The organism is Lacrimispora sp. (genome assembly GCF_047605665.1).
In the GTDB taxonomy this organism is placed as follows: domain Bacteria; phylum Bacillota; class Clostridia; order Lachnospirales; family Lachnospiraceae; genus Lacrimispora.
The window spans coordinates 114,362-133,016 of sequence record NZ_JASGFH010000008.1 but is presented as its reverse complement, the minus strand read 5'-3'; the positions used below and the strand labels follow the sequence as shown (position 1 = coordinate 133,016).

21 protein-coding genes are annotated in these 18,655 nt (G+C 47.6%); all 21 read left to right on the top strand.

Annotation, left to right across the window (positions count from 1 at the left end; translation table 11 throughout):
• Positions 1-70: 70 nt before the first annotated feature.
• The 21 genes from QM657_RS08650 (at position 71) to QM657_RS08550 (ending at position 18,653) form a co-directional block, all read left to right on the top strand.
• The gene (locus tag QM657_RS08650) at positions 71-484 is read left to right on the top strand and encodes an iron chaperone (protein ID WP_415066217.1); all 414 of its coding nucleotides are present in this window, start codon (positions 71-73) and stop codon (positions 482-484) included.
• A gap of 41 nt (positions 485-525) precedes the next feature.
• Entirely contained in the window at positions 526-1,881 is a 1,356-nt protein-coding gene (locus QM657_RS08645; protein ID WP_415066216.1) for an 8-oxoguanine deaminase, read from the top strand.
• A gap of 237 nt (positions 1,882-2,118) precedes the next feature.
• Complete coding sequence (locus tag QM657_RS08640) at positions 2,119-2,370, top strand: PspC domain-containing protein (RefSeq protein ID WP_415066214.1); 252 nt, start codon at positions 2,119-2,121, stop codon at positions 2,368-2,370.
• A gap of 31 nt (positions 2,371-2,401) precedes the next feature.
• Positions 2,402-2,722, top strand: coding sequence for a PadR family transcriptional regulator (locus QM657_RS08635; protein ID WP_415066213.1), 321 nt, complete (start codon positions 2,402-2,404; stop codon positions 2,720-2,722).
• Complete coding sequence (locus QM657_RS08630) at positions 2,719-3,462, top strand: HAAS signaling domain-containing protein (protein WP_415066212.1); 744 nt, start codon at positions 2,719-2,721, stop codon at positions 3,460-3,462. Before QM657_RS08635 ends, QM657_RS08630 begins: the two co-directional genes overlap by 4 nt.
• On the top strand, positions 3,459-4,301 hold the full coding sequence (locus QM657_RS08625) for a DUF4097 family beta strand repeat-containing protein (RefSeq protein ID WP_415066211.1): 843 nt from the start codon (positions 3,459-3,461) through the stop codon (positions 4,299-4,301). Before QM657_RS08630 ends, QM657_RS08625 begins: the two co-directional genes overlap by 4 nt.
• 19 nt (positions 4,302-4,320) lie before the next feature.
• On the top strand, positions 4,321-4,518 hold the full coding sequence (locus QM657_RS08620; RefSeq protein ID WP_415066210.1) for a PspC domain-containing protein: 198 nt from the start codon (positions 4,321-4,323) through the stop codon (positions 4,516-4,518).
• Positions 4,519-4,580: 62 nt separating this feature from the next.
• Positions 4,581-4,802, top strand: a complete 222-nt coding sequence (locus tag QM657_RS08615; RefSeq protein WP_415066209.1) for a small, acid-soluble spore protein, alpha/beta type — start codon at positions 4,581-4,583, stop codon at positions 4,800-4,802.
• A 119-nt stretch (positions 4,803-4,921) separates the two neighbouring features.
• Positions 4,922-6,142 (top strand): cobalt-precorrin-5B (C(1))-methyltransferase CbiD, encoded by a 1,221-nt coding sequence (gene cbiD, locus QM657_RS08610; RefSeq protein WP_415066208.1) that lies wholly within the window; start codon positions 4,922-4,924, stop codon positions 6,140-6,142.
• A complete protein-coding gene (cobI, locus tag QM657_RS08605; RefSeq protein WP_415066207.1) occupies positions 6,139-6,816 on the top strand; it encodes a precorrin-2 C(20)-methyltransferase in 678 nt (225 codons plus the stop codon). Before cbiD ends, cobI begins: the two co-directional genes overlap by 4 nt.
• Positions 6,817-6,818: 2 nt before the next feature.
• Complete coding sequence (gene cobM / locus QM657_RS08600) at positions 6,819-7,634, top strand: precorrin-4 C(11)-methyltransferase (protein WP_415066206.1); 816 nt, start codon at positions 6,819-6,821, stop codon at positions 7,632-7,634.
• Positions 7,631-8,713 carry a cobalt-precorrin 5A hydrolase gene (locus QM657_RS08595; protein ID WP_415066205.1) on the top strand — a complete coding sequence of 361 codons (1,083 nt, stop codon included), beginning with the start codon at positions 7,631-7,633 and terminating at the stop codon, positions 8,711-8,713. The genes cobM and QM657_RS08595 overlap by 4 nt, the downstream gene beginning before the upstream one ends.
• A 7-nt stretch (positions 8,714-8,720) precedes the next feature.
• On the top strand, positions 8,721-9,461 hold the full coding sequence (gene cobJ / locus QM657_RS08590; protein ID WP_415066204.1) for a precorrin-3B C(17)-methyltransferase: 741 nt from the start codon (positions 8,721-8,723) through the stop codon (positions 9,459-9,461).
• A complete protein-coding gene (gene cobK, locus QM657_RS08585) occupies positions 9,454-10,899 on the top strand; it encodes a precorrin-6A reductase (RefSeq protein ID WP_415066203.1) in 1,446 nt (481 codons plus the stop codon). Before cobJ ends, cobK begins: the two co-directional genes overlap by 8 nt.
• Positions 10,900-10,964: 65 nt before the next feature.
• Positions 10,965-11,540 (top strand): precorrin-6Y C5,15-methyltransferase (decarboxylating) subunit CbiT, encoded by a 576-nt coding sequence (gene cbiT, locus QM657_RS08580; protein ID WP_415066202.1) that lies wholly within the window; start codon positions 10,965-10,967, stop codon positions 11,538-11,540.
• Positions 11,530-12,954 carry a cobyrinate a,c-diamide synthase gene (locus QM657_RS08575; protein WP_415066201.1) on the top strand — a complete coding sequence of 475 codons (1,425 nt, stop codon included), beginning with the start codon at positions 11,530-11,532 and terminating at the stop codon, positions 12,952-12,954. Before cbiT ends, QM657_RS08575 begins: the two co-directional genes overlap by 11 nt.
• A complete protein-coding gene (locus tag QM657_RS08570; RefSeq protein ID WP_415066200.1) occupies positions 12,947-13,492 on the top strand; it encodes a GNAT family N-acetyltransferase in 546 nt (181 codons plus the stop codon). The genes QM657_RS08575 and QM657_RS08570 overlap by 8 nt, the downstream gene beginning before the upstream one ends.
• A gap of 2 nt (positions 13,493-13,494) precedes the next feature.
• The gene (gene cobT, locus QM657_RS08565) at positions 13,495-14,574 is read left to right on the top strand and encodes a nicotinate-nucleotide--dimethylbenzimidazole phosphoribosyltransferase (protein ID WP_415066199.1); all 1,080 of its coding nucleotides are present in this window, start codon (positions 13,495-13,497) and stop codon (positions 14,572-14,574) included.
• Positions 14,574-15,122, top strand: a complete 549-nt coding sequence (locus QM657_RS08560) for a bifunctional adenosylcobinamide kinase/adenosylcobinamide-phosphate guanylyltransferase (protein ID WP_415066198.1) — start codon at positions 14,574-14,576, stop codon at positions 15,120-15,122. The genes cobT and QM657_RS08560 overlap by 1 nt, the downstream gene beginning before the upstream one ends.
• 29 nt (positions 15,123-15,151) lie before the next feature.
• Positions 15,152-16,792: a response regulator gene (locus QM657_RS08555; protein WP_415066197.1), complete on the top strand. Its 1,641-nt coding sequence runs from the start codon at positions 15,152-15,154 to the stop codon at positions 16,790-16,792.
• A complete protein-coding gene (locus tag QM657_RS08550; RefSeq protein WP_415066196.1) occupies positions 16,779-18,653 on the top strand; it encodes a sensor histidine kinase in 1,875 nt (624 codons plus the stop codon). Before QM657_RS08555 ends, QM657_RS08550 begins: the two co-directional genes overlap by 14 nt.
• Positions 18,654-18,655: the final 2 nt, after the last annotated feature.

Below are 18,655 nucleotides of genomic sequence, written 5' to 3'. Positions count from 1 at the left end.
GTTATACTGACTTTGGCTGAAAATTGATGAAAACAGCGAGCTTAAACGCTGACGCACTGGAGAGGAGTATATGATGTGGCAATGTCCTAAATGCGGGAGAGAGTTTCAAAAAGACAATCAGGATCATTTCTGCGGTGAGCCTGTAAAAACCATTGATGACTATATTGCTGCACAGCCTGAAGAGGTTAAACTTTACTTAAACCAGGTGCGTGATACGCTGCGGACTGCACTTCCGGATGCACAGGAACGGATTTCCTGGCGGATGCCGACTTATTGGAATAAGAGAAATATAATCCATTTTGCGGCATTTAAAAAGCATATAGGACTGTATCCCGGCGATAAGGCTGTAGAACATTTCAGAGAAAGTCTTACAGAATATAAGACAAGCAAAGGTGCGGTGCAGTTTCCCTACAGTAAGCCGCTGCCCCTTTCCCTCATTGCTGAAATAGCAAAATGGTGTTGTCAAACCGGTAACCATCATTAATAAAACAACCGGAAAGCGAATGAAAACACTAGGAGGTAATCATGAAAAAATCCATATTTGTCAGAAACATACGATATCTGGTAACCTGTGACCCGCAGGACAGTATGCTGGAATATGTAAATCTGTACGCAGAAGACGGGGTAATTATTGATATCAGCAGTAAGGAATGGGAGGCGGATACGGTCATCGACGGCACTGGCATGTGCGTATATCCGGGACTTATAAACACCCACCATCACCTGTATCAGATATTTACAAGGAACCTGCCCCAGGTACAGTCCATGGAGCTTTTCCCATGGCTGATCACCCTTTATGAACTTTGGAAAAATATTGATGAAGATGTGATTCGTTCCACATCCTTAGTGGGTATGGGAGAGCTGATGAAAAACGGCTGTACCACCTGCTTTGACCATCATTATGTGTTCCCGGCAGGAAGACATGAGATGATAGAATCCCAGTTTCAGGCAGCAGAGGAACTTGGAATCCGTATGCACGTATCCAGGGGAAGTATGTCTTTAAGCAAAAAAGACGGAGGCCTGCCTCCTGATACAGTGGTACAGACAATCGACGATATTTTAAAGGATTCCAGCAGACTGGTGGAGAAATTCCACAATCCGAATCCATTTTCCATGAAACAGGTGGCATTGGCACCCTGTTCTCCTTTCAGCGTGACTCCTGACTTGATGAAGGAATCCGCAAAACTGGCAAGAAGCCTTGGTGTGCGTTTGCATACCCATCTGGCAGAGACGAAAGATGAGGAAAACTTCACCCTGGAAACTTACGGGATGAGACCTCTTGCTTACATGGAGAGCCTGGGCTGGATCGGCAGTGATGTCTGGTTCGCCCATGGAATTCATTTTAATGATGAGGAACTGGCGCTGCTGGCAGAGACTAAAACAGGCGTGGCCCATTGTCCGATTTCCAATATGAAGCTGTCCTCAGGCGTTGCAAGGATTCCTGAAATGCTGGAGAAAGGAGTTCCGGTAGGCCTTGCCGTAGATGGAAGCGCAAGCAACGACGGTTCTAATCTGCTGGAAGAGATGAGAGTGGCTTATCTGCTCCACAGATTGACCTATGGCCGCACTGCCCCGACAGGTTATGACATACTGAAACTTGCCACAGCAGGAAGCGCCGGAATACTGGGAAGAACAGATATCGGTTCTTTGGAAACAGGCAAAGCAGCAGATTTCTTTATGGTGGATACAAAGCGCTTTGAGCTGGTGGGCGCCATGGTAGACCCCAAGTCCGTACTGGCGACAGTCGGCTTAAAGAGCGCTGTTGATTATACTGTGATTAACGGTAAGATAGCAGTGGAACAGGGACATCTGGTGACAATTGATGAAGAAAAGATACAGTATGAAGCAGACCGTTGTTTTCAGGAATTTATAAAGAAATAGAAGTTATCGGTACAGATAGTGAAGCAGTAAATCCTATTTTGGGTTTACTGCTTTTTTTATATGTGAAGTTAAAAGTGGGGGACAGGGATTTTATGATGAGCTTTAATATTAAAAAATTTATAATAAGTGTTGACAACTAATATTATATAGCATATAATATATACTATACAAGATATAATATAGAATAAAAATTAATATTATATACTTTTATTTGATAAAGAAAGGAAGGGAGCCACAGTGAAGACAAAACGTTTATACCGGTCCGTGAAAAACAAGGTGATCAGCGGTGTATGCGGCGGGATCGGGGAGTATTTCCAGGTTGATCCTGTCATCATCAGACTGATATGGGTCCTTCTCATGCTGTTTCAGCCATGGCGCAGTTTATTTCACTCTTTCATGGGATTTTCCCTGGTAGGAGGCAGTCTGGTTTTGTATATCATTGCAGCGGTCATCATTCCCCGCAATCCAGGGGATGAGGGAGGAATGTGAATTTTTCGGAAATCGAGGATGGGAGTGGCATATGGTTTTTAACACGGGAGCAGCATTATTGGATGCCATTGTCCTGGCAATTGTGTCAGGGGATCAGGACGGCACCTATGGATATAAGATCACTCAGGATGTGAGAAATGTGATTGAAATATCCGAATCAACCCTGTATCCGGTCCTTCGCAGGCTGCAGAAGGAGGAATGCCTGGAGGTCTATGACCAGGCATTTGACGGAAGGAACCGGAGATATTATAAGATCACGGAAAAAGGACGGGTACAGCTAAATTTATACAGCGGTGAATGGGAAAGCTATAAGCAGAAAATATCCCGCATTTTTGAGGAGGCACGTATATGAACAGGGCTGAGTTTATGAGGGAGCTGGAATATCTGCTTTCGGATATTCCTGAGGAAGAGAAGGCGGATGCCATTGAGTACTACAGGGATTATCTGGAGGAAGCGGGAGAAGAGCATGAGGAGGAAGTCATTAATTCCTTTGGAAGCCCTGAACGGATTGCATCTATCATCCGCTCGGATATTTCCGGCAATTTAGAGGACGGAGGGGAGTTTACGGAAAAAGGTTATGAGGATGAGCGGTTTAAGGACCCTAATTATCAGATGGCAAAGCGGTATGACCTTCCGGAAGCTTCCGATTACCAGAGAGAATATGAGAAAGAATCCGGCAGAGGGCCTTCAAAGGGCGGTATATCTCCGGAAAGGAACAGGACGGTAAGATTAATTTTATGGATCGTACTGATTGTTGTGGCTTCCCCCGCACTTTTGGGAATAGGAGGCGGCATCGTCGGATTGGTAAGCGGGCTTTTCGGCGTTTTTGTGGCGGCAGTGGTGGGAGTGGGAGCCGTGACCTTTGCCCTTCTCCTGGCAGGAGTGGCCATGGCAGTGGCTGGAATTGTTTCCATGTTTGTCCATCCTTTAAGCGGAATGCTGCTTTTGGGATTGGGAATACTGTTTCTTGGCCTCGGTCTTTTGGCTCTGGCTTTCAGTGCCGTATTTTATGGAAGGTTTCTGCCTTTCCTGCTTCGAAGCTGTACTGATGCCATCAGCCGGTTATTTCACAGAAGGAGGGGCCGTTCATGAGAAGATTTGTTCGAAGTTGTTTAATTGCAGGCGTTGTCTGCATGATCATAGGAGGGGCTGCAGCGATCTCGGCGGCTGCTTTAGGCGGAAATTTAACGGAACTGGTGCCTGAAAATGCCCTTGAGTGGAGGCGGGAAATCTCAGACGCTGTCTGGGATGAACTGGATTATACCGATATGGAGTTGGGAGGAGAGGAGATCGGCTCATTTTCCGGTGTAAAGGAACTGGAAGTGATTGCCAATTCAGGAAAAGTCGTATTTGTAAAGGCTCCTTCCGGTGATGAGATTAAGGTGCTCAGCAGTCGGTATATGGGTGACTGGGACTGGGATGAAGAGGATGGAAAGCTGGAACTGGAAGCAGATTACGGTCAGGCGATCACCATCCAGATACCTGAAAACTACCATTTTTCCTCTGTGACTTTGGAGTCATCTCATTCCAGGGGATTTTCAGGCTGGAAGGCTGCGGGGTCTGTTATGACGGCGGAAACCATTTCTGCCGATAAGCTCCGGCTTGAAACAAAAGCAGGAGTTATAAAAATCGGGCAGGCAAAAGCAGGAAGGCTTGAAGTGGAAAGCAGCGCAGGCAGTGTGGAATTTACAGGAAGAGTTGACGGAGATATTTACGGGGAATGCAAGGCCGGCAGCATCCAGATGGAGCTGGAAGGAGAAAAAGAAGATTATAACTATGACATTGAATGCAATGTGGGAGAGGTAAACGTTGCAGGAGAGAGCATAGCAGGCTTAAGAAGCAGTAAAAAGAAGGATAACAACGCTGGAAAAACCATGGATTTGGAATGCAGCACAGGCAGCATTCAGGTGGATTTCATAAAGGAATCATAACAGGAAGGGAGAAATAAAAATGGAAGACAATCAGAAAAAATTATACCGCTCCGATACAGATAAAATGCTTTGCGGAGTATGCGGAGGAATTGCAGAATATTTCAACGTGGATGCAACACTGATCCGTTTGCTGTGGGCATTGCTGACCTGCATGGGCGGCGCAGGGATCATCGCCTACATTATAGCAGCAGTAATTATTCCCAGAAGATTGGGATAAATGTTTATTTCCTTTTGCAGCGGGCATACTCTCTTTAGATTTGTGAAAGGAGATACAGATATATGCCAAAAGGAAAGAAAAATGAGCCCTTTGATCCTCAAAACATGAAGCCTGAGGATGTACTTAAGTTTGAAATCGCTACAGAGCTTGGACTCAGCGATAAGGTGGTAAAGGATGGCTGGAGAAGCCTGACTGCCAAGGAAAGCGGGAGGATCGGGGGGCTGATCACCAAAAGAAAACGGGAATTAAAGCAGAGTGACTTACAAAAGGAAGAAGAGCAATAGGCAAAAGCAGAAAATGCCTTGCACCGTCAGCAAAAATCTTTTATAATACAAAACAAAGGAAGAAACACCTTATCAGTGTCTGTTATGCCTGAAAAACAGGGCAGGAGAGATGGAATGAGATGGAAGAAAACAAATTAAGAAGCGGATTCACCACCGGAACCTGCGCCGCTGCGGCGGCCAAGGCAGCGGCAGTTATGCTGCTTACGGGAGGGGAACTGGAACATATGAAGCTCATGACACCAAAAGGGACAGAAGCCCATCTGCCCCTTTTTTGCGTTGCCAAAAACAGGGAAACAGTCTCATGTGCTGTTAAAAAGGATGCCGGAGACGATCCGGATGTGACGAACCAGGCCCTGATCTTTGCTTCCGTGGAATATGTGAAGGAACAGAAGGACGGGGAAACAGAGAAATATTATTGCTGGTATGGAGAGGAGGCGGGCAAAAGTCCGCTTTTTTTAACGTCAGGAGAGGGGATCGGGCGGGTGACAAAGCCAGGGCTATCCTGTCCTGTCGGCATGCCAGCCATTAATCCGGTTCCCCGCGCCATGATATTTCAGGGAGTGGAGGAGGCCAGGAGGGATGCCGGTTATGAAGGCCCTTTAAAAATATGCATCTGGATACCGGAGGGAAGGAAACTGGCGGAAAAGACCTTTAATCCAAAGCTGGGAATCGAAGGCGGTCTGTCGGTCCTTGGGACCACCGGAATCGTAAAGCCCATGAGTGAAGAGGCTTTGACAGCCACCATAGGTCTGGAACTGCATATGAAAGCAGTGGAAGGAGTCAGGCAGGTGATTCTGACTCCGGGAAATTACGGAGAAGCATTTATAAAAGAATCTCTGGGACTTTCCATGGAAAACGGGGTGACTTGCAGCAACTTTATCGGGGAAGCGTTGGAAATGGCGTCAAAAGAAGGCTTTGACCGGATTTTATTTGTGGGCCACATCGGAAAGCTGATTAAGGTGGCAGGAGGCGTGTTCAACACCCATTCCAAATACGGGGACCGGAGAATGGAAATTTTGTGGGACATCACCTCTTTTCTGCTAAAAAACGGCGGACACGAGGATGAAACGTTGAAAAATAATATTCTCACGGCAAACACCATGGATGAAGGCGTGAGGATGCTGAAAGAATATGGAATTTTAGAGCCTGTCATGGAGGAAGCGGTGAACAGAATCCAGAAGTTCGCCTCCCGCTTCGCAGGAGGGATTCGTGTGGAGGTGGTGACATTTTCCACTGTATACGGTATACTTGGAAAGAGCCGGGAAGCGGAGGTTTTCATCCGCCTTTTTACCGGAGAAACGGAAAGTTCAGATATGGATGAGCAGGAGGATAAGACGTGACAGGGATCATGTATGGAATCGGAGTGGGTCCGGGAGATCCGGAGCTTATGACGTTAAAGGCGGTAAAGAGGATTAAGAGCGTGGATATCATTGCCATCCCTCATACAGATAAAGAATTGTGTGTGGCGTATCAGATCGCCAGACAGGCGGTACCGGAAATTGAGGAAAAGGAATGCATTTACCTTTCCATGCCCATGACTAAGGATAAAAAGGTGCTGGAGGAAAGCCATGAACTGGCGGCCCAAACCGTGATGGAATATTTGTCAAAAGGGAAAGATGTGGGATTTATTAATCTGGGAGATGTGAGCATTTATTCCACGTGCAGCTATCTTTTGGACAGGCTTCAGGAGGAAGGCTATACCACCCGTCTGGAGGCGGGGATTCCTTCCTTTTGTGCGGCGGCTGCCAGACTGGGGATTCCCCTGGTATCAGGAGCGGAGGAGCTTCACATCATTCCCGCTTCTTACCAGATAAAAGAAGCTTTGCAAATGCCGGGAGTCAAGGTTTTGATGAAGGCCGGCAGGCAGATGGAAGCGGTAAAGGAAGAAATCAGGAAATGCAAAGCCAGTGCTGTGATGGTGGAAAACTGCGGGATGGCTGAGGAGAAAATTTACCGTTCTCTTGAGGAAATCCCGGAAGATGCAGGCTATTATTCATTATTGATTGTGAGGTAAATATGGTACATATCGTGGGAGCGGGTCCGGGAGCACCGGATTTAATAACAGTGAGGGGAAAGGCTCTGCTTGAACAGGCTGATGTGATCATTTATGCCGGTTCTCTGGTCAATCCTGTCCTGCTGGAGGCGGCAAAAGAAGGCTGCCAGGTTTATGACAGTGCCAGGATGACCCTGGAAGAAGTGATTAAAGTCATGGAACAGGCGGAAAGGGAAGGGAAGGTGACGGTCAGGCTTCACACCGGAGACCCCTGCCTTTACGGCGCCATAAGGGAGCAGATGGATGAACTGGACGCAAGGGGGATTTCCTATGATATCTGTCCGGGAGTCAGTTCCTTTTGCGGCGCGGCTTCCGCTTTAAAGATGGAATATACCCTTCCCCAGATATCCCAAAGCGTGGTTATTACCCGCATGGCGGGAAGAACGCCTGTGCCGGAGAAGGAGTCTATCGCTTCCTTTGCAGCTCACGGTGCCACTATGGTCATTTTCTTGAGCACCGGAATGCTGAAAGAGCTGTCCGAGGAGCTGATAAAAGGAGGCTATGGGCCTAAAACCCCTGCTGCCATCGTTTACAAGGCCACCTGGGCTGAGGAAAAGACTGTGGTTTGTACGGTGGAAAGTTTAAGCGAGCGGGCAGAGCAGGAGAATATAAGAAAAACTGCTTTAATCGTTGTAGGAGAGGCGGTAGCCCAAAACGGTTATGAGCGTTCCAAGCTCTATGATCCGGTTTTTACTACGGAATTTCGCAAGGGAACGGGAGAAGGACCGGAAGACACACCGCTGTGTCCTGAAAATATGGACAGGAAAGAGGATTTATGAAAAGGCTGTCCCTTATCTGCTTTACGGAGGCTGGAGCAGAGCTGTGTGTGAAGCTTATGGAAGGGTTTTCTGAAAAAGGCAGCCAGTGTCAGGGATATGGCCCTGGGAAGCTGGCGGAAAGCAGCCCTTATGGGGGAAAACTGGTTCCCCTTTCGGTATCTCTGTCAGAGTGGACAAAAGAACAGTTTTTAAGCAGGGATGGAATTATATTCATCGGGGCAGCAGGGATTGCGGTCCGGGCCATTGCCCCATTTTTAAAGACAAAGGCAGAGGACCCGGCAGTGGTGGTATTAGATGATATGGGGAGATTTTCCATTTCCCTTTTATCAGGCCATCTGGGAGGTGCAAATGAGCTGGCAGAAGAGGCGGCAGAAATTTCAGGAGGCCAGGCAGTGATCACCACGGCCACGGACATTCACGGCGGTTTTGCAGTGGATTTGTTTGCTAAAAAGCATAAGCTGGCCATTTGTGAGATTCATAAGATAAAAGAGGTTTCTTCTGCGGTTCTCAGAGGGGAAGAAATCGGATTTTTCAGTGATTTTCCGATAGAAGGAGAACTCCCTGCCCCTCTTGTCTCCGGTGATGAACGGGCTGTAAACATCTGGACCGCCATAAAGGCTGAGCCGCAGGAGGATGTGCTGAAAGATGCCTTTAAACTGGTTCCTAAACTTTTGGTGCTGGGAATCGGCTGCCGAAAAGGAGTTGCTTCCGAGATAATAGAAAAAGCTGTGAATCAGGTTTTAGAGACCCAGAACTTATCAAAAGAGAGTCTGGCCGCCTGTGCCAGCATTGATTTAAAAAAAGAAGAGCCGGGGCTTTGTGAATTTACGGCTGCCAGGGGAATTCGGTTTTATACTTTTCCCTCTGAGGTCCTCGCAAAGGTGGAAGGCGAATTCTCTGCTTCTTCTTTTGTAAAGCAGGTGACAGGAGTGGACAACGTCTGTGAAAGGGCCGCTCTTGCCTGTGTGAAGGAGCTGGGAGGCGGGAAGCTGTTGGTGAGAAAACAGGCAGCAAACGGTGTGACAGTGGCGGTGGCTGCTTTGGACTGGAAGCTGAGTTTATCTGAGCGTATTGATTAGGAGGAATATGAAGAATACAGGAAAACTTTACGTGGTGGGAATCGGCCCCGGAGCCTATGAGGATATGACCGTAAAGGCGGTGAAGGCATTGGAAGAGAGCCAGGTTATTGTGGGATATACCGTATATGTGGACCTTGTACGGGACCATTTTCCGGGTAAGGAAATGATCACCACTCCCATGCGCAGGGAACAGGAACGGTGCCAGCTTGCCATTGATGAGGCCAAAAAGGGGAAAACGGTTGCAATGGTGTGCAGCGGGGATTCCGGTGTGTATGGAATGAGCGGTCTGATATTGGAAATGGCGGAACATGACGCTGATTTGGAAATTCAGGTGATTCCCGGAGTGACTGCGGCTTTAAGCGGCGGCGCTTTGTTAGGTGCACCCCTTGGCCACGATTTTGCAGTGATCAGCTTAAGCGATCTTTTAACCCCCATGGAACTGATTGAAGAAAGGCTGAGGCGTTCTGCCCAGGCGGATATGATTCTGTGCATTTATAACCCGGCCAGTAAAAAGAGGGCCGATTATTTAAAGAGGGCCTGTGAAATTGTCATGGAATACAAGAGTCCAAAAACCGTGTGCGGCTTTGTAAGGAACATCAGCAGGGAAGAGGAAGAAATGGAGATTCTGTCCCTGGAACAATTAAAGGATGCCCAGGTGGACATGTTTACTACGGTTTACATAGGAAACTCCATGACAAAAGAAATCAGAGGCCGGATGGTCACGCCCAGAGGGTATAAAAATGTGTAAGATTCTTATTTTCGGAGGAACTACGGAAGGCCGGATTCTGGCGCAATACTGCCATGAGCAGGGGATTCACGTCTGGGTCAGCGTAGCCACCGGATACGGGGAAATGGTACTGCCTGAAAGCCAATACCTTCATATTCACAAGTCTCCCATGAACGCCGGTGAAATGGAAGGCTTCATAAGGGAAAAGGAAATTGCCCTGGTTCTTGATGCTACCCATCCTTATGCGGCAGTGGTGAGCCAAAACATTCTCATCGCCTGCCAAAAAGCAGAGGTCACGCATATGCGGGTGCTTCGGGAATCGTCGGAAGGCTTTGAAGGAGGGAGCACCGTGTGGGTGGATTCGGTGGAGGATGCAGTCCTTTACTTGAATAAACAGACGGGAAATGTGCTTGTGACAACAGGAAGCAAGGAGCTTTCCCGCTATACTGCCATGAACTCCTGGGAAGAGAGGGTCTTTGCGAGAGTTCTTCCGACCGTATCCGTGATTTCCGCCTGCGAAGAGATGGGAATAAAAGGAAACCGTTTGATTGGGATGCAGGGACCCTTTTCCGCAGAAATGAACCGGGCCATGATAGAGCAGTATGACATCCGGTATCTGGTGACAAAAGAAGCGGGAAATGCCGGAGGTTTTCCGGAAAAGATGCGGTCAGCAGCCGAATGCGGCATTACAGCGGTTGTGGTAGGACGCCCGGTGAAGGAAAATGGAATTACACCAGAGGAAGCAATGGAAGCATTAAAGAGCTGGAAAACCGGGGAAGAACGTGATGTTCAGCAGGAAAAGAGAAGGGTTTCACTGATCGGAATTGGAATGGGCGGACAGGATCAGATGGTAATAGGAGCCTGGAAAGCGCTCCAGGATTGCGATGTGGTATTCGGTGCAGAGCGGATGCTTCTTGGACTTGCCCAGGCAGCGCCAAAGGCCAGGAAAGTACCGTTTTATTTGAGCAAAGACATACTTCCCTGGCTTATGGACCACAAAGAATGCCGCAGAATCGGAATTTTGTATTCCGGTGACACGGGATTTTACAGCGGGGCAAAAAAAATGGCTGAGAGCTTAAATCAGGAACCGTACAGCCTGATGCATGATGTATCCGTGTTTCCGGGAATATCCTCTGTTTCTTATTTGTGTTCCAGGCTGAAAACCGGCTGGGAGGACGTGCGGCTTGTAAGTCTTCACGGGCGGGGATGTGATATGATAGAGGAACTGAGGAAAAATCCCAGGGTTTTTGCCCTGTTAGACGGAACCAATACAGTGAAAAATATTTGCAGACTTCTCAGAGAACAGGGATTTGACGAGGTGAAGATTTCTGTAGGAGAGCGGCTTTCTTATCCTGATGAGCGGATTACGGTTGGGATGCCAGAGGTGCTGGAAAATGAGGAGTTTGATGTTCTGTCGGTAGTGCTGATTGAAAGGGAGCAGGGAGTGCCTTGCAGGTAGAAAATGGCAAGCCCTTGCAGATATATCCGTATGCCATGAGAAGACGGGCGGAAGAGAGGAACGTTATGAGAGATGAACTGTTTATCCGGGGAGCGGTGCCCATGACAAAAAGTGAGGTCAGGGCTGTTTCCATATCAAAGCTGGAGTTGGCAGAGGACTCTGTCTTATATGACGTGGGAGCAGGGACAGGTTCCGTATCCATTGAAGCCGCTTCTTTTCTTAAAAAGGGAAAGGTTTATGCCATCGAGAGAAAAGAAGAAGCCATCAGTCTGATCAAAGCCAATAGAGAACGGTTTCATGCCGGCTGTCTGGAAATCGTAGAGGGGACCGCCCCAAAGGCTTTGGAGAGCCTTGAAGCGCCGACCCATGTATTTATCGGAGGGACCTCCGGCTCCATGAAAGAGGTGCTTTCCCTTGTTCTGCAAAAGAATCCCAGGGCCCGTATCGTCATCAATGTTCTCGCTCTGGAGTCTCTTTCGGAGATTTTAAGCTGGTTAAAAGAGAATTCCATTGCAGCAGAGCTTGTTCAGATACAGGTTTCCAGGGCCAAGGAAGCAGGGGGTTATCATCTGATGATGGGACAGAATCCGGTTTATGTGATTTCTTTCGGAGGGGAAGGAGGAACTCTGCTTGAAGTGTGAATATCCCAGACTGATGCTGGCCGCTCCCAAAAGCGGAAGCGGCAAAACCATGATGACATGCGGGCTGTTAAACGCATTTCTAAAGAGAATTTTATCCTGCCGCTCCTTTAAATGCGGCCCCGATTACATTGATCCCATGTTTCACAAATATGTCCTCGGCATAGATGGGGGAAATTTGGATACTTTCTTTCTGGAAAAAGAGAAAGTGAAAAGCTTATTTGCCGCCGGGGCAGAAGGAGCCGGGATTTCTGTTATGGAAGGCGTTATGGGATATTATGACGGGGTCGGAGGAAACAGCACATGGGCCAGCTCTTATGAGGTGGCCTGTGCGGTGGAAGCTCCTGTTGTCCTGGTTTTAGACTGCAAAGGCGCCAGCCTGTCCATGGCTGCTGTGGTAAAAGGATTTTTAGAATATAAAGAGAACAGCCATATCTGCGGCGTGATTTTAAACAGAACTTCAAAGGTTATGGCAGAACGGCTTACGCCTGCCATGGAAGCTTTGGGAGTCCGGGTTTATGGATATCTGCCGGAGTGTGAGGAGGGCCGCCTGGAAAGCCGCCATCTGGGCCTGGTGCTTCCCGGTGAAGCGGACGGGTTAAAAGAACAGCTTGACCGGCTGGCTTTAAAGCTGGAGGACACCATAGATTTAGACGGGCTGATCATGCTGGCCAAAAGCGCCGGACCTTTGCCTTTTTGCCATGAAGAAAACTGCGGGGAAGAACATGAAGGAGCAGAGGAAAAGCCTGTTCCCGGAATCCGGGTGCCCATAGGAATTGCAGAGGATGAGGCATTCTGTTTCTATTATCAGGAAAATCTAAGGCTTTTGGAAGAGATGGGAGCAGAGCTGATCCCTTTCAGCCCCATTCATGATAAATGCCTTCCTGAGGGAATCTGCGGCATTATTCTGGGAGGCGGATATCCGGAATTATATGCCGGAGAACTGTCTCAAAACCAGTCCATGCTTCGGGAAATCAGGCAGGCAGCGGAATGTTCCATGCCCCTGCTGGCTGAATGCGGAGGCTTTATGTATATTCATGAGGAAATGGAGACAAAAGACCGTCAGGTTTATCCTATGGCCGGAATCATAAAAGGAAAAGTTTTTCCCACAGAACGCCTTATGAGATTCGGCTACATCGAAGCTTTTTCCAGGGAAAACACCGGGTTTATTAAAACAGGAGAATCCATACGGGGCCACGAATTCCATTATTGGGACAGCACGGATAACGGAAACCGGATGGAAGCCAAAAAGCCCGGACAGGAGAAGCGCTGGGACTGCGTTCACGCCGGGAAAAGTCTGTTGGCGGGCTTTCCTCATTTTTACTACCCCTCCAATCCTGTATTGCCGAAACGGTTTGTAAAGGCTTGTGAGGAATTTCGTGTCATGCCATCAAAGGAGGAAGAGACACATGAATGATTTGAAGATAAAACAGGGAACAGAACAGGATATTCATGAAATATCAGCGCTATACGATGCAGTCATTGAATACCTGGAAAGCCATACCAATTATACCGGCTGGAAAAAAGGGATATATCCTACCCGCATCCAGGCGGAGGAAGGGGTGAAGGAAGGTACTCTTTACGTTGCTCTTTCATCAGGAAAATTTGCTGGTTCAGTGATTGTCAACCAGGAGCAGGAACCGGGTTATGAGTTTATTTCATGGAAAACTCCAGCGAGCCCGGAAGAGGTGGCGGTGGTCCATACATTCCTGGTCCATCCGGATTACCTGAAATTCGGAGTCGGCAGAGCCCTTATGGAATTCGCTGAAAAAAAGGCCATAGAAGAAGGAAGAAAAACCATCCGTCTTGACGTTTACGAACACAATGAGCCTGCGATTCGCCTCTATGAAAGCCTGGGATATGAACACGCGGGAACCGCTGATCTGGGATACGAGCCTTATTTGGGATTGAAATGGTTTCGGGTGTATGAAAAGTCTTTGCAGGGAAGAGAGTGACCATGAACAGAGAATTACAGCCGTATTTATCTCAAATACGTCCTTTGGATGAGAAATCCATGGAAATGGCCCGCTTAAAATGGGCCAAGGTGGCAAAGCCTCTTAACAGCCTGGGTATTTTGGAAGAATGTATCATAAAAATAGCCGGTATCAGAGAGACTTTGCAGCCTGATATGGGAAAACGGGCTCTCCTCATTTTATGCAGTGACAACGGAATCGTGGAGGAAGGGGTTACCCAGACAGGCCAGGAAGTGACTGCCGTTGTGACGGAAAATATGACAGAGGGAAACAGCAGTGTCTGTATTATGGCGGAGCAGGCCAAGGTTGACGTATTTCCGGTGGATATGGGAGTTGCCAGAGACTTAAAATCCGGCAGCCGCCACACTCTCATAAGCAAAAAGGTCTCTTACGGAACGAGAAATTTCAGAAAAGAGCCGGCCATGACGAGGGAAGAGGCGGTAAAAGCCGTGATAACCGGTATCGAATTGGTGGAAGAACTGGCGGCAAAAGGTTATGGACTCATTGCCACCGGAGAAATGGGAATTGGAAATACCACCACCAGCAGTGCCGTTTCTTCCATGATTTTAAAGAGAAATCCGGAAGAACTGACTGGAAGAGGAGCCGGATTGAGCGATGAAGGGCTTGGGAGAAAAGTTCAGGTGATCAAGGAGGCCATAGAAATGTACGGCTTAGAGTGCCAGGATGCTGTGGATATTCTGGCTCACGTAGGCGGATTTGATCTGGCCGGGCTTACAGGCGTATTCATAGGCGGCGCCATCTGTCGAATTCCCATATTGGTGGATGGATTTATTTCCGCAAGCGCAGCTCTTTGTGCGGAGCGGATTTATCCGGGCTGCCGGGATTATATGCTGGCCTCCCACGTATCCGCGGAACCCGCCGGGAAGATGCTTCTCGATGAGCTGGGATTAACTCCTTTCATACAGGCAGGCATGTGCCTGGGAGAAGGAAGCGGAGCAGTGGCAGCCGTTCCGCTCCTTGACATGGCGTATGGGGTTTATAAAAAAATGAGTTCCTTTCAGGATATATGCATTGAAGAATATAAGCCCTTGGGAGGTTCTTGATGGTCACACTAGTTATCGGAGGAAGCGGAAGCGGAAAATCAGAGTATGCCGAAAACCTGGCCGTGAGTCTGGGACAGGAAAGGCGTATTTACATCGCCACCATGAAGCCCTGGGATGAGGAATGCAGGCAGAGAATTGAACGCCACAGGCAGATGAGAGCGAAAAAGCAGTTTGAGACAGTGGAATGCTATCGCAGTTTAAAGGAACTGAAACTGCCGGGGGATGGGAAAGCCGGGGTGATTCTGCTGGAATGCATGTCCAATCTGGTCTCTAATGAGCTGTTCGGACTGGGAGAGGAAAATGAGGCTCCCTATCTGGAAGAAGGGGCCGTATCAAAAGAGATATTGAGAGGAATCAAAAACCTGGAGGAAAAGGCAGAACACGTTATTATCGTGACCAATGAAGTCTTTTCCGACGGGGACAGCTACAGCAAAGAGACTTTGGTATACAGGAAAGTTCTTGGAGAAGTCAATCAGCGGATTGGCAAAGAGGCCGGCACGGTGGTTGAGGTGGCTGCCGGGATTCCAATCATAATAAAAAACAGGTAAGTGGTATGGCAGGAGAAAGACGGGAAGATATGTATAAACTATTGGTGGTGGAAGACGAAAAATCAATCGCATATGGAATTGCAAACAGCATTGAATGGGAAACGTGGGGATTTGAAATCAGTGGTGTATGCAGCAATGGGATAGAAGCTCTGGAGCAGATCAAAAAGGACAAGCCCCATGTGGTGCTTTCCGATATCCGCATGCCGGAAATGGATGGAATCGAGCTGATGCAGCACTTAAGCCAGCATTATCCTGAAATCAAAATTATTATTTTAAGCGGCTATAATGATTTTGAGTATTTGCAGATGTCCATTAAAAATCAGGTTATGGAATACTTATTAAAGCCCACGGACTTAGATGAGTTTGAAGTGACATTCCGGAAAATAAAAATCAGGCTTGATGAGGAGAGGAAAAAGGAATTAGAGGAAAAAGAATTAAAATCCGTTTATGAAGAGAGCAAAAGCTTAAAGCTCCGGAAGAAGTATAACTTATTGATAAAAGGCTATGGCTATGATGTGGAAGAGATGGAAGAAGAGTTTTTCCGCCAGGGGGAAAACTGGCTGGGGGTCATGGTCATTCATCTGGACGTTTCCGGGGGAGAGGATAAAAACACCATCTATCAGGACCAGATAAAGGCAGAAAAAATTCTCAACGAAAAGGTTTCCAAAGAATGGATCGATGGAACCTTTATCTGGAATTTTGAAGAGAGGATAACCGGAATCTTAAGTTCCAAAGAAGAGCCTCTGGAACAGGATTTACAGCCCTTTGTCAGAAGTCTGGCGGAAATCGTTTTTAAAGAGACCGGCCTCCATATTTACGCGGGCATCAGCAGCTTTTATGCCGATTTTCAAATGCTCCCCCAATGCTACGAACAGGCAAAATGCTGCGCCAGCCAGAAAATCTACAGCGAAGGAAAGAATCTGGTCACCTTTTATAAAGAAATACAGGAGGCAGACTTTGATTATTACGCCATTTCCTTTGATTCAGGGCAGATTTTAAAGGAAATCATGGAGCAGCAGGAAAACAACATAGAAACTGCTCTGGATAAGATATTTGCTGAGTTTAAGGGAAAGGTGGTCCTGGATTACGATTATATTGACCGGCTGAGCCTTGAACTGTTGTTTAATTTATCCCGTGAATTACTGCGCTGCGGCGTTCAGCTTGAAAAAGTCATGAAGGCCATGGACTGCACGTATACCAGTATTTATTCCTTAAAAAGCCTGAAAGAAAAAAAGGAATTCTTATCCCGGATTCTAAAGGAAGCCTCGAAAGAAACGGCCCGCATGAAAGGGGAATGGAAAAATCGGAGCAGCCTTGCCATGAAAATCAGGGAAATTGTCAACGAAGAGTACGATTCCAACCAGATTTCCCTGGAGTACGTGGGGGAAAAGGTACATAAAAACACAGCTTATATTTCCAAGATTTTTAAAAATGAATTCGGCTGTAATTTCAGTGATTACATTATTACGAAACGGCTGGAAAAGAGCAGGAAGCTTTTGGAGGACCCGGCACGGAAGGTTTACGAGATTTCTGAGGAACTGGGCTGGGCCGATGTGTCCAATTACATTAAGCTGTTTAAGAAGAAGTACGGCATAAGCCCCAAGGAATACCGGAATATTCTCCAGGCGGAAGGCGGAGGCATGGAAAAATACAGCGATGAAAATGAATGAAAAAGTACAGAAGAAAAAGAGCGCGGATTTAAAACGCCGGATGCTGTATGGAATCCTGCAGGTGCTGATTCCGGTTATGGTGATCATCACCATGCTGTTCTGGCACACCCGAAATGTCATGAAGCAGGAATACATGCGCACCACCCAGAGCCGGATCACGGACATTGCCAGTAAGATCGATGCAAAGCTTCAGGATATTTACAGCGTCTCCGACAATTTTGCTGCCAATGACCAGTTGAAACAATACATTGAAAAAGAGTACTCCCCCCAGGACCGGATGTATAAAAAGCTGGATATTGTGAGAATTTACAGCAACATATTCGAAGCCTATGACATGCTGAACCGGCGGGTGAGGATCAGCGCCATGTACACCTACAAAGGGGAATTGTTTAATCTTTTAGACCCCAATAACGACACGGAAGAGGTGGTCAGGAAACTGCGGGACATGAACATTGAAGACCCTGACCTTTTGATGAAATTCCGCTGGTATCCCCTTCAGGATAATTTCTTTCTCAGCGACCAGCCCGAAGAGATCAGGCAGAGAAAGGCTGTTATGGGCATCCGCAGAATTTATTCCTGGGAAAAGAGCCGGTATGAATATGTGCAGGTCTTTGCCTTAAAGGAGCAGGATATCTATGAACAGTATGCGGAACTGGCCCGGTCCGTTCCCGGCGATATTTATGTGATAACAGAGGAGGGCAGTCTGATTTCCTCCAGCAATGAAGCCGCAGTGGAGGCAGAAGCGATCCCGGAGAAGTTAAAGAAAGATATCCTGGAGCAAACCGGTGATTTGACAAAAGGGCGGGAGACTTTAGGAAGCCAGATGATCCAGGTAAAGGATTCTGATGTGAATGACTGGAAGATCGTCATGGTGGTTCCCATGAAATCGGTGACAAGGGAAGTGGATGTGCTGTACTACAGGATTTTCCTGGTTATGGTAGCTTGTGTGGGCCTCTGTGCCGTCATGATATTCTATTTATACAAAAGCTTCATGGACCCCATTGGGAAGCTGAACGCCTCCATGAAAGAGGTGTACGGCGGAAATTTAAATGCCTATGTTGAGGTAAAGCAGAAAAATGAGGTGGGAGATATGGTCCGCTATTACAACTCCATGCTGGAGCGGATCAATACCAATATTATTGAAGGCTTACAGTCTGACCGGAAGAAAAAGGAGCTGGAGCTGGAAGTTCTCATGAGCCAGATCAATCCCCATTTTCTCTATAATACCCTGGAAAACATCGTCTGGATGTCCAATGAGGCGGGAAGGCCGGACATAGGGCGGACGGCAGCCTCCCTGGGGCGCATGTACCGCTTGTCCATCAGCGGGGGACAGGTAATTGTGCCCATGGAACACGAAATTGAGCATCTGATGGCCTATGTGAAAATCCAGAAAAACCGCTATAAGGAAGATTTCAGCCTTGATCTCAGGACAGATATGCGCCAGATTCACGAGCTGTTTTCCTTAAAGATCATTTTGCAGCCCGCAGTGGAAAATTCCTTCCTGTATGGAATGGCAGGCTTAAAGCATCCCATGATGATCCGCCTCACAGTCAAAGAAAAGGGCGGCTGGGTCATGATAAAGATTATGGACAACGGACGGGGCATGGATAGGGAAAGATTAAAGGAGGTCCGGGACCAGATTCGTTTTGGGAAAATAAGAAAGGAGGAAGAAGAGCAGAACAGGCGGAGCACCGGAATCGGGCTTCACAGCATAGAAGCCAGAATCAAGCTCTACTTTGGTGTGGATCAGGCTGTGTCGATCTACAGCAGGAAAGATGCAGGAACCCTGACTGTCATAAGGATTCCCAGAATCACCAGGGAGGACATTGACGACCACGGCAATTTAAAGGAAAATAAGTAAAA